The sequence below is a fragment of the Plectonema cf. radiosum LEGE 06105 genome (assembly GCF_015207665.1).
In the GTDB taxonomy this organism is placed as follows: Bacteria; Cyanobacteriota; Cyanobacteriia; order Cyanobacteriales; family Nostocaceae; genus Rivularia; species Rivularia radiosa_A.
Genome location: NZ_JADEWL010000132.1, coordinates 1 through 17,472, shown reverse-complemented (window position 1 = coordinate 17,472; position 17,472 = coordinate 1). Strand labels below are relative to the sequence as shown.

At 39.4% G+C, this 17,472-nt stretch carries 11 protein-coding genes; 7 read left to right on the top strand and 4 right to left on the bottom strand.

Annotation, left to right across the window (positions count from 1 at the left end):
- The first annotated feature begins 433 nt into the window (after nucleotides 1-433).
- On the top strand, nucleotides 434-955 hold the full coding sequence (locus IQ247_RS25850; RefSeq protein ID WP_193924352.1) for an NINE protein: 522 nt from the start codon (nucleotides 434-436) through the stop codon (nucleotides 953-955).
- Here IQ247_RS25850 and IQ247_RS25845 read toward each other — a convergent pair.
- Together IQ247_RS25845 and IQ247_RS25840 are read right to left on the bottom strand one after the other, a co-directional pair.
- A complete protein-coding gene (locus IQ247_RS25845; RefSeq protein ID WP_193924351.1) occupies nucleotides 952-1,569 on the bottom strand; it encodes a DUF2996 domain-containing protein in 618 nt (205 codons plus the stop codon). The two genes, IQ247_RS25850 and IQ247_RS25845, sit on opposite strands and share 4 nt — an antisense overlap.
- Nucleotides 1,570-1,794: 225 nt before the next feature.
- Nucleotides 1,795-3,654, bottom strand: a complete 1,860-nt coding sequence (locus IQ247_RS25840; protein WP_193924350.1) for an iron uptake porin — start codon at nucleotides 3,652-3,654, stop codon at nucleotides 1,795-1,797.
- A 374-nt stretch (nucleotides 3,655-4,028) separates the two neighbouring features.
- Here IQ247_RS25840 and IQ247_RS25835 point away from each other — a divergent pair, with 374 nt between their 5' ends.
- Nucleotides 4,029-4,355, top strand: a complete 327-nt coding sequence (locus IQ247_RS25835) for a hypothetical protein (RefSeq protein WP_228060041.1) — start codon at nucleotides 4,029-4,031, stop codon at nucleotides 4,353-4,355.
- A gap of 209 nt (nucleotides 4,356-4,564) precedes the next feature.
- Here IQ247_RS25835 and IQ247_RS25830 read toward each other — a convergent pair whose 3' ends face one another.
- Complete coding sequence (locus tag IQ247_RS25830; protein ID WP_193924353.1) at nucleotides 4,565-4,840, bottom strand: MoaD/ThiS family protein; 276 nt, start codon at nucleotides 4,838-4,840, stop codon at nucleotides 4,565-4,567.
- Nucleotides 4,841-5,027: 187 nt separating this feature from the next.
- On the bottom strand, nucleotides 5,028-6,332 hold the full coding sequence (gene thrC / locus IQ247_RS25825) for a threonine synthase (protein WP_193924349.1): 1,305 nt from the start codon (nucleotides 6,330-6,332) through the stop codon (nucleotides 5,028-5,030).
- A 772-nt stretch (nucleotides 6,333-7,104) separates the two neighbouring features.
- Here thrC and IQ247_RS25820 point away from each other — a divergent pair.
- From IQ247_RS25820 to IQ247_RS25800, 5 genes are all read left to right on the top strand, one after another.
- The gene (locus IQ247_RS25820) at nucleotides 7,105-9,639 is read left to right on the top strand and encodes a DUF7925 domain-containing protein (protein ID WP_193924347.1); all 2,535 of its coding nucleotides are present in this window, start codon (nucleotides 7,105-7,107) and stop codon (nucleotides 9,637-9,639) included.
- Between the two features lie 92 nt (nucleotides 9,640-9,731).
- Nucleotides 9,732-10,301, top strand: coding sequence for a DUF11 domain-containing protein (locus IQ247_RS25815; RefSeq protein ID WP_193924345.1), 570 nt, complete (start codon nucleotides 9,732-9,734; stop codon nucleotides 10,299-10,301).
- Nucleotides 10,302-10,492: 191 nt separating this feature from the next.
- Entirely contained in the window at nucleotides 10,493-12,091 is a 1,599-nt protein-coding gene (locus IQ247_RS25810) for a DUF11 domain-containing protein (protein ID WP_193924343.1), read from the top strand.
- Nucleotides 12,088-16,659, top strand: a complete 4,572-nt coding sequence (locus IQ247_RS25805) for a hypothetical protein (protein WP_193924342.1) — start codon at nucleotides 12,088-12,090, stop codon at nucleotides 16,657-16,659. Before IQ247_RS25810 ends, IQ247_RS25805 begins: the two co-directional genes overlap by 4 nt.
- Nucleotides 16,660-16,828: 169 nt before the next feature.
- On the top strand, nucleotides 16,829-17,472 hold a 644-nt coding region (locus IQ247_RS25800), incomplete at its 3' end, for a hypothetical protein (RefSeq protein ID WP_445974532.1).

The window sequence follows — 17,472 nt, the reverse complement described above, 5'->3', positions numbered from 1 at the left end:
GGGAGATGGGGGATGGACAAAATTTTAACCTTTAACCTTTAACCTTTAACCTTTGACCTATAAATCTAAAATAAACCGGATTTATGGTGCTGATAACTGTAAATGCTAAAGGTCGATGATTTATTTAGATAATTAATAAATTTGGTTTTAGTTAATAATTCGTAATCTAGGATTTTTGCGATCGCGATTCAGAGCCAGCAATAAATACTTATATTATATGTATAGTATATCGCCATGGATTTCATCGGATTTCATCAATTAAAAATAAATTAAAGATAGTATCCCATTATAGCTGATTTTTATCAAGTTAACCAATTTGACCGATATCTAAAAATATCAGATTCAAATTTGATTGTTAATATAGATAATTATTAACTACAAAATAATTACAAAAATTCCAGTTGTCTGAAGAGTTCTGTGGAGTTGAAATCAAATGAAGGTTGAAATCAGAGATAAAGAAAAAGAGAAAGAAAAAGAAAAAGAGCGCCTCAAAATATCTTATATACTCAACTTGTTGGGTTTTTTAGGATTTACAGGTGGATTGCACCGCTTGTATAACGGTAAAATAGCCACTGGTTTGCTATGGATGTTTACCCTTGGTTTGTTCGGATTGGGTCAATTTGTAGATTTATTTCTCATTCCTAATATGGTAGAAGAAAGAGAAATTAAACTCAGATTAAAAGCTGGTTTATCTCCTTTTGGTGTAGGAGAAAGTTATCAAGCTGTAGCATCAGAAATCTATCATTCTCCTCAAGAAACCCTGATGGTAGAGTTGCTCAAAGCAGCCGAACGTCGCGGCGGTAAATTGAGCGTCACTCAAGGAGTGATAGAGACAGGTGCTACATTTTCACAAGTAGAAACAACTTTAAAAGAAATGTATAAATCTGGTTATGTAGACATAGGTAACAGCCCCGATAATGGAGCCGTTACTTATATTTTTCACGAACTTACTTAATTTCTTCCCAACCATTTTTGTCCGTTCAAACGCTGTACTACTCCAAATACCATTAAATCTAGAGTAATTCTACGTTCGTCAATTAAAAACGATTCGAGAGTACTTGGTGTTTTGCCTTCGTTACAAGAAAACGCTTTTTTCCCCTTAATATCTTCATCGGGAAAATAAACGTTAAATTGACGCAAGCCATTTCGGAAGTTACCCAAAACTTGCCAGCATTCTGACTCTTTCTCGTACCCAGGAATGTTCAGCTTCTGCTTGGCAAAATCTAAATGTAAATCTTCCACTCCTTCACCCGCGATCGCAGTAGCTAAGGCAGGTACATAATGCTGCCGCATAAATTCCTCAAAAGGTTTATCTTCAACCGCTGGGGGTTTTTCTTTTTTCGCTGCTGCGGGCTTCTTATCACCTGCTGCTTTAGCTGCGGGTTTAGCTTTAGCAGCGTTGGGGTTATCTCCCGATGCTGCTTTGGGATCTGGTGCATTTGCAGATGGAATATCTGTGGTTTCGGGAGAATCTGTACTAGGAGCGTTTCTAGCGACTTCCGGCGCTTTTTCCTCTACAGTACTAGGAATAGCGTCTCCGGTTTCGTTTTTATTCGTTTCTTCTGCCATTGCTTGGATTACTCCTTGAGATTTAAATCATCTTTATTTTACATATGATGATGAATTAGGAATTGGGAATTGTAGATAGGTTAGAAGGGGAGATGGAGAAATGGTGAATCCACCTCCGTGGGTTGCCTCCTCCGTTGAGGGGAGTGGTGAACCCGAAGGGGGAGATGTGGGGATGGAGAGAACTCCTAACTCCTAACTCTTCGCTATTCAAGTAAATATTAAATCCTAAAAAGTAAAAGTTGTACGCAATAAACCTACTGTTGTCGTGTCGTTGCGGTCATCTCCCTCTGGATTAAATGACACAAATACACCAGGGGTAATACTGAGATTATCGTTTACTTTAAATTTGTAATAAGCCTCCAAATGGTAGGGAGTCTGGCGTTCGACACCTTCAGCAGCTAAGTTCCCATCACCATCAGCTTCTATACGGTATAAAGGTTGACCGAAAAGTATCCCGGCGGTATTGCCTTTTTTGATGATATCTCGGAAGTGTAAACCCACCATCCAACTGGTGAAGGTAGTGGAAGCATCCACCTGAGTAGAGGAATCATCGACGAAAATTGCCGCACCGTAACCCGATAGGGCAATACTCGGAGCAAAACGCCAATTTACCGTACCACCGAGGGAGTTGAGTTTTACTGGAATCCCCAAATTTCCATCTGCTAAGCCTAAAGCATTGGTATCGGCACTCACCAATCCCGTACCCAAAATATTGATTTCGTGGTAGCTGTTGGCATAGTTCAAACCAATATCCAATGAGTTGCTGGGTTTAAATGTGAGTTGGGCTGCGGCAACCGTACTACCACCAAACAAACCCGAACCTAAAGGTGTACCGGAAACTCCGGGAAGAATATCCTCTTCACTGCTGGGAATATTGGCATTGACGCTAGCGTAGAGAGCGCGAAAATCTAAGCTTTTGGATGGAGTAAAGATAAAACCTGCTGCGGATGCTAAGCCCGAGCCGGAAGTACCACCGGAAACCCGCAGTACGGGATTTAAGCCAGCAAAGCGGGAAATTGCTTCCTGCCCTTCTCCTGCGAAGGGAGTAATGGTAGGGAAAGCATCGGAAACTTCCGCAGCAGTACCAGCAAATAAAGTTAATTTATTGGCTACGGGGAAAATGTACAGAAGTTTGTACAGTTCCACACTATTAGCACCTTTAGAAGATAAATCTTTGGGAGTGAAGCCGGGAAATTGGGGTTCAATACCCGTGCGGGCGCTACTTGCAGCTAAGTTTACTCCTGGTGCTGTCAATCCCAATTCTTGTTGCAGACTACCACTACCATCCGCACCACCGGCGAAATTATGGGCTTGCAAACCAGTGATTAACAAGTCTTTGCCAGTAAAACTGGTATTTAAGTTCAACCGTACCCGATTCGTCAGGATGATATTGGGGTTATCCCTATCGACAGCGCCACCAGTTGCACCAATAGCAGCAAAAATTGCCTCTCCTTGGAGTTTAGTGGTAGTGGAAAACTGTGAAGCTTCTAATTGGGCACTGCGAGCTTCCAGAGTATCTACACGTCCCCGCAAAGTTGCTAATTCGGCTTTAAATTCTTCCTGAAGTCTTTGCAGAGCAAGTAAATCTTCTTTCCCAAAATCCGTAGTTGCCGTGGCAATCAACTGATTAAGGCGCTCAAGACAGGCATTCAATCCTGCTGCAAATTCGTATCTAGTCATTGCCCGATTGCCCCGATAGGTGCCCGAAGGGTATCCCGCAATACAACGATACCGTTCTACGAGGGATTGCAACGCTTGAAAAGCCCAATCTGTGGGCTGTACGTCGGATAGTTGGGAAACCGATGTGACTTGTGCCACCGATATTGAATTTTGTTGTTGGTTTTGGGTAACCTGGGCAATTAGAGTCGCTTTTTTATTTTGATTATTTACTTTTTCGCTAATTACTGTGTTCGTGGATGGAAAACTTTCCTGGGATAATACTTCTGAAGCTGTTAACTTTTCACTGCGATTTATTGCTTGGCTGTTGCTGATTTTTTCCACAGCTAATGCTTTTACCGGGGAGAATCCGGCGAGTAAGTACAGCAAACTTGCCCCACTAGCAGAAACTAGTAGATTTTGTTTCATTAGAACTCCTCACAACTGTAAAAAGAAGATTAAATATTCTATCGGGGCTAAATGATTTACTAATTCCAAGAACTTCATTAAACCTCGATATTTACTTTTGATTTGTCAGACTTGAGCTTATAGCAATTTCGCGATTGTTCTATTTCATCGAACCTATTTAATTAGATTTACTTAGCACTAATCAAAGACAGTAATCGGCAGAACTTAATTTTCCTATATTTCCCACTCAAAAAAAAAGATAGGCACTTACGCCTACCCCACCAGAAATTTCTAAAAAACTAACTATCAATCACTGATAAATTATAATTAGTTTTGCGATCGCCAGACCCCACGATAAAATGTAAATAAAATCAATTGAGGAACATTAGTACACAATGGGTACCTTGCCAGAAATCGAAGCAGCAATAAAACAACTACCCGATTCGGATATTCGTCAATTAGGTGCATGGCTGGAAGAATATTTAGAGCAAATGTGGGATAAGCAAATAGAAAATGACTTGACATCAGGAAAATTAGATCGACTAATCGCAAAAGCCGAGGCTGATATTGCAGACAACCGGGTGCGAAATATAGATGAAATCCTTAACAACTGCTCATTGAAAAAATCATCATCTTCGGCTTGGAATAAATTGCAACGAGAGTTTGAATATCTCAAGACTTACGATATTGTCACAATTGGTCTATGGTGCGTGACGCTATAAGTCCTATTGCTACGTTAAAATTATCTCGTAGCGTCACACACCCTACAGTAAAAAATGTGCCGGTTGCGTAAGTCCTAGGTCTTTAAAAATCCCATTAAAAATATAAAAAATAGAAATATAGCAAATTTAACAATAAAGGGCAGACTAAATGTCCACCCCACAGAAATTTTTTAATTACTGATAACTGTTCACTGTTAACTGTTAACTGATTAGCCCCCAGCAACAGCTGGAACGATACTAACTTCATCGCCTTCTTTTAAAGGTGTCGCTGCACCATCTAGAAAGCGGATATCTTCGCTGTTAACATATAAATTTAAAAAACGACGCGGTTTTCCGGATTCGTCGCACAAACGCGCTTTGATACCGGGACAAGCTTTTTCTAAAGAATCAAACAATTCAGAAATAGTACTACCGTTACATTCTAAAGTCGCTTGATTATTAGTGAATTTTTGTAATGCAGTGGGAACGAGAACTTTTACAGACATATCTTTGAAAATAGCGAATTGGTAATTGGTAATTGGTAATGGGTAATTGGTAATTGGTAATGGGTAATTGGTAATTGGGAATTGGTAATTGGGAATTGGTAATGGGTAATCAAAGTTATTCATAACTCCTAACTCCTAACTCCTAACCCCTAACTCCTAACTCCTAACTCCTAACTCCTAACTTTAATTAAACCAAAACTTGCTGCCATTCTAAACGTTCTAGGGTACGAGAACGCTCTAGGGCTGATTCAAAGCTATCGAGTTTTGCGTCGATTGTCAAAGGTTCACCAACGTAGGCTTGTATGGCTTCTTGGGTTTTTAAGCCGTTGCCTGTAATGTAAGCGACGGTGGTTTCTTCGGGGTCGATTTTGCCTGCTTCTACTAATTTCTTCAATACGGCAATTGTTGTACCACCGGCAGTTTCTGTAAATATACCTTCGGTTTCCGCGAGCAGTTTCATTCCTTCGATAATTTCAGCATCTGTGACTGACTCTATATTACCGTTGGTTTTGTTTGCTATTTCGACAGCATAAATACCATCTGCGGGATTTCCAATTGCAATTGATTTAGCAATTGTGTTGGGTTTTTCTGGCTGAATAAAATCCCGTCCTTCTTTGAAGGCTTTGGCTATCGGTGAACATCCTTCGGCTTGTGCGCCGCTGAATCGCACGTTTTTAGCTTCTACTAAACCAACTTCGACAAATTCGTTAAAGCCTTTATAAATTTTGCTGAACAACGAACCGCTTGCTAATGGTGCCACAATATGGTCTGGTAGTTCCCAACCTAGTTGTTCTGCCACTTCAAAACCTAATGTTTTGGAACCTTCGGAATAATAAGGACGTAAATTAATATTGACAAATCCCCAACCGTGTGTATTGGCAACTTCCGAACAAAGACGATTAACTTGGTCGTAATTACCTTTAACTGCCATCAAAGTCGGGCTATAAATAAGACTTCCTAAAATTTTCCCTGCTTCTAAATCCGCAGGTATAAACACGCAACAATCCAAACCAGCATGAGCTGCGATCGCGGCGGTTGAATTTGCTAAGTTACCAGTGCTAGCGCAGGATACAGTGGTGAAACCCAATTCTTTAGCACGAGTTAAAGCGACTGACACCACCCGATCTTTGAAGCTAAGGGTGGGCATATTAACAGCATCATTTTTTATATATAATTTTTTTAAACCCAAGCGACGCGCTAAACGATGCGAACGAACCAAAGGAGTCATACCCGTTCCGACATCAATGGGGTTTTCGCTAGTTACAGGTAAAAATTTCTGATAGCGCCATATTGAATTCGGACCGGCTTCAATAGTTTTGCGAGTAATGGTTTTACGCAAGTTGCTGTAATCGTACTTTACCTCCAAAGGACCAAAGCACAACTCACACACATTTTTAGCTTCAAGTTCGTACTCTGCGCCGCATTCTTTACATTTCAAAGCATGAAATGCATGAGTAAGAGTTTGGTTTTGGATGTTGGTTGCCGCTTGCATTTGGTATTCCTCCCGGTCGAATGTTTAACTGTCAACTGTCGGCTGATACTAACACGCCTCAAATACCGAGTCAAACAATCCCGATAATTTTTGTCGGGATTAAGATAAAATCTAGCGCTTGTCTGGGTTCGTAGTTGCGATTTATCGCTCAAATCAAGGGCGGGCATCCCAACTACAAACATTTAAATTTAATGAAAAGGAGTACTAGTACTCCATTTCATTAGTTTTGGGGGCAGGAGAAACGCATCTCAAATCAAAGTAATGCAGGCAGGAGAAACAGGTGCCAATTGCGTAAGTCCTGAAGTTATGGAAAAGTTAGGGAAAATCTCTTGAAAAATTAAGTAATTAATCAAGCAATAAAGATAATTTGATTTTTTGAACTAACATATAAACTGTGATAAATCCGTGACCAAGATACGTAAATAATCCCAAATCTAAGAGTATTCAATTGAACTATAAATAAATCCGGAAGAATAGCTCAAATTATCTAAATTTCCATATATTCACTGACGATATAGTAAAAATTTAAAATTAAGATTTATCTGTTACCAAAATTACATTTGATGTTCCTGCTAAGTAAAAAGCTAGAGAATAATACAGTTATGGAGAAGCTTCCAGACATCGGGGTTTAGTGCATCTTCTCGCAAATTACTAAGGAAATATCAAAATTAATTAGGTAAAAACTATGAGCAATTCTGTAAAGAGTTGCAAATAAAAAAGCCTGCGTATTTAAACGTAGGCTAAAAAAACATAATTTGCTATTAACTCAAAAATGTCACAGAAAAAGAATTTTGTCAAAAAAGGACAGTTTTACCGTTCCTTGGTTGCAACTGCATTGATTGCGAATGGTGCTTTTCAATTTGTTACACCTGTATTAGCTGAAGGTTCAGCAGGTGGTCAACCTATCGATAACACCGCTACAGCGACTTACGAAGACCCCAACAACCCAGGAGAAACAATCAATACTACTTCCAATACAGTTACTGTAACTGTTGCTGAAGTCGCAGGTATCACTGTTACTCCTGCGAATACAGAGTTTCAAGATGGAGGTGATATTGGCGGAGATACTAAAATTAACGTTGGCGACAAGCTTTATTATAACTATACCGTTACTAACGTCGGTAACGACCCCACCAAATTCCGGATTCCCGATCAACCAACAGTAACAGGTCCAGCGACACTCGATGGTGCGGTGGAAATTAGTTACGATGGTGGTACAACTTGGCAAGATGTTGTTCAAGGGGGAACTACTACTAACTCAATCAACCCCGACCAATCCGTTTTAGTCAGGGTTCCCGTTAAAGTTGAATCTGGCGCTCAAGCGGGAGATAAAATCACCGTTAAATTGGGTGATACTCCTGGTAATGAACAGAACGTTCCTCGTAGCGCTGATGGTGGTGACGTTTACACTGTAGATAACCCCGATGGAACTGGTAACGGTGAAGTAGATGGACTTCCTGCCAACGGCGTTCGTGAAGCTAGTGCAAGCTTAGAAGCGGTTGTAGATTCTACCCTCAAAACATACACTTTAGCTAAAGTCTTAAAAGTTCGTAGTAATCATACCGTTGCTGGTGCAGCTGGTCCTTCTGAAGATACAGTTACCTATGATTTAAGTTTGCAAGTTGAAAATACTGACCCAACGGGTAACGGAATTAGCCCTGCACCTTTGGAAGGTACCGCTATTCCCGGTTTAACTGGCGATAATATTTTAGTTTCTGATGCGATTCCAGTAGGTACTAAACTTGATGGTGTTGTAGTTCCTCCAGGTTGGACAGCAGTTTATACTGACACTGCTGTTAGTACAATAGCGACTAAAGCTAATTGGCAGAATTTAAACCTCACCAACATACCAGCTAACGTGACAAGAGTTGGTTTCGTCCGTACTGGTAGCATTGCTCCCGGACAAGCAGTAAGTGGATTCAAGGTGACTGTGAAAGTAGATACCACAGCTGATACCTCAGTAATAGTTGCTAACATTGCTCAGTTATTTGGTGAAAGTCCCACTGGTAAGGATGTTTACGACGAATCTGGTGATAACGATCCCAGTAATTACAATCCGCAAACTCAACTTTTCCCTGGTACGACTACACCGGGTGAACTTCCTCCAGATGATTTACCCGATGGTGAAATTAATGACGGTTCTATTGTCCCCACAGACACCAATGGTAACGGCATTCCGGAAGAAGCTGAGACTCTCGGTGTTGATACCCAGAACAATAACACGGGTACGGGTGCAGGTGGTGAAGTAAACGTCTTCACAATCAGCCAACTAGGAGATACTTCCTTATTAAATGGTCCTAAAGATGCACCAGATGCGGTTGCAGAGAATGATAATAACAAGGACTTTACTAACAAGTCTTCTTTAGTACCTGCGGGAACTAAACCTGGTACAGCAATCGACCCAGATGGTGTGAGCTTCACCAATACAGTTTTAAATACTGGAAATGCTGCTGCTGATATTGTCTTACAACCGATTGCACCAAATACTGCGACTGATTTACCTAATGGTACGGTAGTTACAATCACTTACGATAGTCAATTAGCAAGTTACACATATAACAATGGCACCTTCACGATTCAAGCTGGTCAAACTCCAGTAAAAATTCCCCAAGTTGCAGCGAATGCTACCGATAATTATGGTGTGGAAGTAAATCTACCTCCAGGTACCAAACTTTCTACCGATACTGATGTACAGCGTGGTTATCCAGTACCGATTAAAGCTTTTGTTGATAATGATGGCAATAATACTCCCGATAACGACAGTAATGGGAAACCCGCAGAAAACATCACCATTGACCGCGTTTACACTGGCTATTTACAAATGGTCAAAGAAACCCGCATACTGAAAGCTACTGGTCCAAATGTAGCACCAGGTGATGAAACATTCAGTACTACTGCTAAGAAGCCTGCACCTGGAAATATTTTAGAATACCGCATTACTTATAAGAACATTTCCGAGCCTCAATCTGGTACTGGCAACATTATCTTAAACGCTAGCGATATCAAGATTACTGAGGATGGTACGGATGACAAACTCGGTAATAACTGGGCGAAAGATAACGATAATAATGGGGAAATAGATACTAGTAATATTACTGGTTCGGCGAAGGATTCTGGTAATGCAAATATTCAATTTACTCCCAACGGAGACCAGACAGGTACAACCCCTACAACTGATGTTACCAAATATGTCGTGACAGTTAGTAAAGATGTTGCACCTCAAGAGATGAGAACCTTTATCTTCCAGCGTCAGATTAATGGTACTGGATTGACTGGTAATCCCCCAGCACCACCAGCACAACCGTAATCAGGGTTAACCAGGAGGCTGAGCCTCCAAATCTTAGTTCCCAGTCTGAGCCTGGGAACCAGAATAAGTAATAATTTTTTCAGGTAATGAATATGAAGCGTTCTTCTGTGGCAAGTTTAGGTGTAGTTGCATTAATTGCAGGTTTAACATTTGGGAATCAGATTCCTGTAGTTGCTAATCTATTTCAGGATGGGGTTGCTATTGCTCAAAATGCCAAACAAGGACAAGTACAATTACGCTTGAAAGCGGAAAAGAAAATTGTCCAAAAAGATGCTCAAGGTAAGCAAAAAGTAATTTGGCAAGAATTACAAAATGGTTCTAAGGTGCAGCAAGGAGAAGTACTACGTTATTCGATTTCTGGTGCGAATAATGGTGAAAAAGCTGTTAATAATCTTGCAATTAATCAACCGATTCCTAAAGGAATGGTTTACGTACTTAACTCTGCAACTGTAAATAAAAGTACGGGCGCACAAATTACTTACAGTATTAATGGTGGTAAAACTTTTGTCAAAAATCCCACTGTCCAAGTGAAATTACCTAATGGTCAGGTAGAAACTCGTCCTGCTCCCGATACTGCTTATACTCACATTCGTTGGAATTTTGGTAAATCCCTTCCTGCCAAAGCCTCGGTTGATGGGACTTATCAGGTAAAAGTACGGTAAAGAGATTTTAGATTTTGGATTGAACAAAGTTAGCAGTATTAATACTCCACCACATTTATTCTGCGGGGTTATCTATTTGTAGTGGTAGCGTCTCGCTCCCTAGTGGAATGACTTTTCCGCGAAAAGATTACTGAAAAAAAAACCGCAGAGACGCAGAGAACACGGAGGAAAGAGATCAAGAGAGATAACTAATGTGGTGGACTATTAAGTCTCTAAATCAACCGAAGGTGAGCGGTTTAATTACAAGTAAATATGAGGAGAAATTTGTGTGTAGCCAAGAAAAGCGATACCATATTTATGGTAGTAGCTGGTTGAAACGGATAGCGGCTACCTTTTTAGCAGGAAGTATTATTCAAAGTCCAATATCTGTATTCGCTCAAAAGGTTCCGAGTCCAACAATTAGTAACCAAGCTGAATTTAGTTATACAAATAGAAAAGCTAATCAAATTTTTCGCGGAAGTACCAGTCAAATAGAAACGATTCCGGATGCTCGATTAGTTGATCCTTTAGGAAGAATTTTAGGTTGTGGGGGAGAAGTTTTACCTGATTATACAGGATATACTGTCGCTTTATATGACCCTGACCCGAATGACTCCACGGGAACGGAATTAGGACAGTTAACTCCATTAACTCCGACGGAATTACCTGATATTGAAGGGAATGGTGTTTTTAGAGGGATTGAACCAAATGAGACGAATATTAATCCGTTTCCTTTAAATAATTTAGATGAGGGTTTTTACAACTTTTTATTCGATCCTAATAGAGGTCAAACTGATGCTGGTAGAAGTTTTATTTTAGTAGTTAATCCTCCAGAAAATTCTGGTTTTTCTCAACGAAGAATTAAGTTAGAAATTAATCAAAGTACTGGTGGTATTCAAGATAATATTGTTCGTTACACTGCTACATCTTTAGATGGTCAACCAATCAGTGTTAATGGTGGTATTCAAATTAGCGATACGGTTGTTTTTGTCCCCAATGCTGAAACTATTGGATTAGATTTATTAGCATTTCAATTTGATTTGGGTTTATGTCCAGCAGAACAAATTACTATTACTAAAACGGGAGATAGAGCTACTGCTGAACCTGGAGAAACTACGGTTTATCGTCTATCGTTAAGAAATACGGGTGATGCTGGTTTGGATAATGTAGTTGTTACTGACCAATTTCCTTTAGGATTTAAATTTTTATCAGAATCTGTTCGTGGTGAAGTTGCCGGGGAATCTGTTGCGGTAACTACTGAAGTTAATGGTTCTACTGTGACTTTCCGTACTGATGCCACGATTCCGGTTGATGGAGTTCTGAATATTGCTTATGCTGCCAAATTAACTCCGGATGCGGTACGGGGTTCGGGACGTAATACGGCTACTGTTAATGCTCAACGTGTTGATAATGATTTTGCAGTCAAAGATGGTCCAGCGACACATTTACTCAAGATTCGACCAGGTATTACTGCTGATTGTGGTACGATTATCGGTCGGGTATTTGTGGATAAGAATTTTGATGGGGAACAGCAATCAGGGGAGCCTGGGGTACCAAATGCGGTAGTTTTCTTGGAAAATGGCAACCGTATTACTACTGATGCTGATGGTTTGTATTCAGTCAAAAATGTATTGCCTGGTAAACATACAGGTGTTTTGGATTTACAAAGTTTACCGGGTTATACTTTAGCACCCAATGTCAAGTTTAAAGAGCGCAACAGTCAATCACGGTTAGTTAATTTAGAACCTGGTGGAATGGTAAGAATGAACTTCGCAGTTACTCCCAGCTTTGGTGAGGGGGCAAAGAAATGAAACTCAATTTAAAGTTAATCGTGGCGATCGCCGGAGTTATTAGTGTAGTATTATACCCATTAGTTGCAAGTGCTGAATCTACTAGTAATTCAGGAACGGTTGAAGATTATGGAAGTAAAAACCGCAGAGACGCTGAGAACGCTGAGGAAAGAGGTAATGAGAGATTGGTCTTTTTAGATGGGGATAGGATTAGTAAATCTAGTCGTTTACGGGCAATTGTACAAGCTCATGAGTTAAAGAATCAGAAAATAGAGTTATCTCAAGGTTCAAACGCATTAGTAAATCCAAAAAATGAGCAAATAATCAATGTAGATATAGAAGAAAATTTAGTTGCTATCAAACCATTTCAACCTGATAGTAATTTACCTAAGAGTTTACAAAAACTTGTGGATGAGCGTAATCAGGAAATAGATTCACAACAAGAAGTCAAAAAAATAATTGCTATCAAACCATTTCAACCTGATAGTAATTTACCTAAAAGTTTACAAAAACTTGTGGATGAACGAAATCAGGAAATAGATTTACGAGAAGAAGTAAAAGAATTAATTGCTTTTGAATTATTTGATAGTCAGTCAGAATTATTTTCAATAAAAGACAATGGCAATTTAGAATTACAAGATATTGTTCCTAATATTGAAGAAACTCCAGAAATTCTATCTTCACAAAATCTATTTTTATCTGTAGACACAGACAAGGAATTATCGGATAAGTTACAAGAAATTAATTCAAGTGATAAAACTGATAACTATTTACTTGCTTTAGAACCTTTTCTTGAGAGCCAAAAATTAGCAGAACAACAATTGACAAATATATCTAAAGAAAAAACAGATATAAAAGAATGGTTTGCTGATGTTGATTCAAAATTGGTTGCAATTAATGTATTTGAGCCAATTAATAATAATAAAACACCTGAGAATATTCCAATTTTAATTGCTAAAAATTGGACGACAGATAATTTTACAAATAAAAATTACAACTTTTCATCATTAGTTGCTATACAGCCTACAAATTCCTTTGAAATCAAATTAGCAGCAGGATATAACTCATTTTATGGAGATAACCGTAATCAAAAATTAACTAATACTACTAACCTTTTAGCATCTTATTCTCAATCACCCTTTGCTTTACCTAATCCCGAAAGCTTAAACCCCAATTTAGCACCAAATTCTACTCAATATATTTCTCAGTTTCCCAAAGATACGAATAATTCTGCAACGGTAAGAATCCTTGCTCCAATACCTGATGCTGTTATTGATGTCCCAGCGACTCCAATTCTCATTCAGTTTCCTGTAGGTAACGAGGTGGAATTACGAGTTAATGGAGAATTATCCGATCGCTCTTTAATTGGACGAACTGAAACCGATTCTGAAACTGATTTGGTCACACAGACGTGGTATGGTGTTTCTCTACAAAATGGAGAAAATATCATTTCTGCTCAGGTTATCGGTTCTAAAGAAGCTCCCGTTACTGTAAAAATAATTGTTAGAGGTGGAGTACATCAACTGAAATTAGATTCCGTAGAATCACGGATTCCTGCTGACGGAAGTTCTACAGCAACTATCAAAGGTATACTACTCGATGAAAACGGCAATCGTTCTAATCATGATGCAGTTGTTACCTTAGCAAGTACAGCAGGAGAGTTTCTCGAACCCGATTTTAAACCGGGACAACCAGGATTCCAAGTACAAGCAAAAGCTGGAGAATTTACCGCTACTCTCAAATCGGATTTAGAAGCGAAAACAGTACGTATTCAAGCTAAAATTGGCAAATTAGAAGCCTTTACTCAATTACAATTTCAAACGGCTTTGCGTCCGAGTTTGATGACAGGAGTAATTGATTTTCGTTTAGGTGCCAGAGGTACGGATTTTTATAGTCGATTTAAGGATTTTCTCCCTGAAGATGAAGATAATAGTACCGAAGTAAAATTCCGTTCTGCTATTTTTGCAACTGGTGCAATTGGTGAATGGTTGGTAACGGGTGCTTATGATAGTAGTCGTTCGCTGAATGAAGATTGTAACTGCGATAATCGCTTGTTTGGAAGTTATCAATTTAGCGAACAGAATTACCCTGTTTATGGTGATAGTTCAACAGTAAATCCAACTACTCCATCTACCGACAGCGTATATTTACGGTTAGAGCGTTCGTCTAAGATTTCGGGAGCTAGTGCCGATTATGCGATGTGGGGTGATTACAATACTGAAGAATTTTCTCGTTCTTCACAACAGTTTACTTCTCTGACTCGTCAGTTACACGGTTTTAAAGCTAATTACAATATTGGAAATCTCCAAGCTACGGCTTTTTATGGAAATAATGTGGAAGGTTTTCAGCGTGATACTCTACCTCCTGATGGAACTAGTGGGTTTTACTTTTTATCTCGTAGATTGGTAATACCTGGTAGTGAGACTGTTTTTATCGAATTAGAAGAACTCAATCGTCCGGGTACTGTATTACAACGTAAACAATTGAGTCGTGGCCCCGATTATGAAATTGATTACGACAGAGGAACAGTTTTATTCCGCGAACCGATTTTACGTACCGATGTCAACGAATTTGGTGAGGTTTTAGTCAGACGTATTGTTACTACCTATCAATATGAGGGAGCAGGTGCTGATACCGATATTTATGCAGGACGGTTACAATATAACTTTTCTCGCGGTATTAATAATGATAGTTGGTTAGCTGCTACTTATTTACAGGAAAATCAAGGCTCGCGGGATTTTGAATTGTATGGTGCAGATGCTCAGTTTAGTTTTGGTAAGTTAGGTAAAATTATCGCCGAATACGCTCGTTCTCGCAATGATTCCAATGAGATGGGAATGATCGAAGGTAATGCGATGAGAGCGGAAGCTGAAGCGGAATTTATCTCTGGTTTACAAACTCGTGCTTATTACCGTTTTGCGGATACCGGATTTGCTAATGATGCGACAATTAGTTTCGTTCCCGGACAAACTCGTTACGGAGCGCAAATTACGGGAAGAATTACTAAGACAACCAATTTACGCTTTCAATATGACCATGAAGATAATTTTGGTATCGCACCCCAACCGATAGATACCTTTGAAGAGTTATTTTCACCCCGGATAACTGCAATTCCTGGTAGTGAAGTCGATAACTCTCTAACTACAATTGCCGCTGGTATTGTACAGCGAATTGGTAAAGCTAATTTATCTGTGGATTGGATTAAACGGGAACGAGAAGATAGAATCTCTCCCGAAACTCTGAATACCGATTCTAATCAATTACGTTCTCGTCTGAACGTTCCTCTGGGAAATAAGCTTTCTTTTGTAGCCCAAAATGAAACGACATTATCCGAAAATACAGACGCAGTTTTCCCCGATAGAACCATCTTAGGGATTAATTGGCAAGCAATTCCGGGTATTAATCTTTCGTTAACGCAACAGTTTTACACTAAAGGACAATTTGACGGTAATTCCATCACCAGTTTCAACGTCAACGGTGAACATAAATTTGGTGAAGATACCTCTGTTACCGGACGCTTTTCTATATTAGGTGGAGCAAATGGACCAACTACTCAAGGTGCGTTAGGTTTAAAACAGGGGATAACAATAGCTTCTGGATTACGATTGAATCTAGCTTACGAACACGTTTTTGGTGACTTTTTCGGTCGTAATGGTACAGGGGTACAATTTGCACAACCCTTTGCTGTCGGTCAAAGTGCTGCTTCCTTGGGTTTTACTGACGGTGATAGCTATAGCGTCGGCTTGGAATACACTGATAATCCTAACTTCAAAGCCAGCGCTCTTTTTGAACGCAGAAGTTCATCCAGTGGAAATAATACCGTAATTTCCGCAGGAGCTACAGGTAAAATTTCATCATCAATTACTGCTTTAGCACGGTATCAACAAGCAGGTTCGAGCAATCAAACCTTGAGAGCATTAGGAGATACAGCTAACCTGAGAATGGGTTTAGCATACCGTAATCCTCAAGATGATAAATTCAACGCTTTATTGCGCTACGAATACCGAAAAAATCCCTCAACAATTCCCGATACTATCTTATTCGGAACAGGTACTGGTGCAGAAGACCATACTTTTGCCATAGAAACTATTTACGCACCAAATTGGCAATGGGAATTTTACGGTAAATATGCTTTACGCAACAGTACTACTTATTTAGCCAATGATTTTTCATCCAAGAGTACGACAAATCTCGGACAATTACGCGCTACTTATCGTTTGGGGTACAGTTGGGATTTAGTCGGGGAAGCTAGAGTAATTAGCCAGTCTGACTATACCGAAACCGGCTTTGTTGTCGAAGCAGGTTACTATCTAACGCCAAATTTAAGATTAGCTGCTGGTTACGCTTTTGGGGAAATAGACGATCGCGATTTTGATGGAAGTCGTTCCGCTAGTGGACCATATTTAGGTTTAACTGTCAAACTTAATGAGTTATTTAACGGTTTCGGTTTACAGAAAAGAGTACCCCGTCAAGAAATAGAACAGCGACAATTTTTGATTAATCAACTTAAGAAGGGAATAGGGAGTAGGGAGCAGGGAACACAGAAAATTACAGCGCTAGAAAAACTGATGACGGGACGTAGGAGATGAATAAAGAGATATGAAGCTAAATATACATTTGCTTTATCAGCTTTTTTATCAATATTTCTTTGTTTAAAAGGCTTTTTTCTCAACTGTCTTCAGTAAAAAAACGGTAAAAAATATGTATAAAAAATTGGAAGAGTATCAAAAAAAATCTTTTTTTAAAAGGGAACAGGGGATGAACAATTCCAACCCAAAGGAACTGTTAAGGGTTCGCTGTTTTGATCAACTTTTGGGAATAATATCAATTTTATTGTTAATAACTCCGAATATTGCTTTTGCTCAACCAGCGACAACAGCTTTAACTTTGCGGGTAGTAGTCAATAGTAATCAAGATGGAGCTATACAAGCTGATGATGCTCTGACATTACGCGAAGCAATTGCGATCGTCAATGGTAATCTATCTTTAGAAGAATTAAGTCCGGTTGAAAAATCTTTAGTATCATCTACAAGTAATCAATCACGAATTGAATTTAACCTACCTCCTGAACAAACTAAAATTACCCTCGAAAGGGTTCTCCCGGCTTTAACAACTCCCGGATTAATCGTTGACGGTACTTCTCAACCGGGTTACGAAGCGAATAAATCAGCAACCGCAGAAATTGAAATCCCAATTCCCATAGTTGAAATAACTTCTGCTGCTAACAAAGAAGTATTTCGTGGTTTAACGGTAGCTGCGGATAATATCACTATTGAAGGATTGAGCATATACGGTTTCAGTTCAGAACATCGGGATACTGCTAGTTTACCTCCAGGGGATATTGTTATTTTGGGAATGGAGAAGGGAGGACAAAGGGATGGGGAGATGGGGAGATGGGGAGA

Excerpts from the sequence above, each read along its gene's own strand:
- IQ247_RS25840 (WP_193924350.1), bottom strand. The coding sequence starts at position 3,654 with ATGAAACAAAATCTACTAGTTTCTGCTAGTGGGGCAAGTTTGCTGTAC.
- IQ247_RS25815 (WP_193924345.1), top strand. The coding sequence starts at position 9,732 with ATGAAGCGTTCTTCTGTGGCAAGTTTAGGTGTAGTTGCATTAATTGCA.
- IQ247_RS25820 (WP_193924347.1), top strand. The coding sequence starts at position 7,105 with ATGTCACAGAAAAAGAATTTTGTCAAAAAAGGACAGTTTTACCGTTCC.
- IQ247_RS25830 (WP_193924353.1), bottom strand. The coding sequence starts at position 4,840 with ATGTCTGTAAAAGTTCTCGTTCCCACTGCATTACAAAAATTCACTAAT.
- IQ247_RS25850 (WP_193924352.1), top strand. The coding sequence starts at position 434 with ATGAAGGTTGAAATCAGAGATAAAGAAAAAGAGAAAGAAAAAGAAAAA.
- thrC (WP_193924349.1), bottom strand. The coding sequence starts at position 6,332 with ATGCAAGCGGCAACCAACATCCAAAACCAAACTCTTACTCATGCATTT.
- IQ247_RS25805 (WP_193924342.1), top strand. The coding sequence starts at position 12,088 with ATGAAACTCAATTTAAAGTTAATCGTGGCGATCGCCGGAGTTATTAGT.
- IQ247_RS25835 (WP_228060041.1), top strand. The coding sequence starts at position 4,029 with ATGGGTACCTTGCCAGAAATCGAAGCAGCAATAAAACAACTACCCGAT.
- IQ247_RS25810 (WP_193924343.1), top strand. The coding sequence starts at position 10,493 with ATGTGGTGGACTATTAAGTCTCTAAATCAACCGAAGGTGAGCGGTTTA.
- IQ247_RS25845 (WP_193924351.1), bottom strand. The coding sequence starts at position 1,569 with ATGGCAGAAGAAACGAATAAAAACGAAACCGGAGACGCTATTCCTAGT.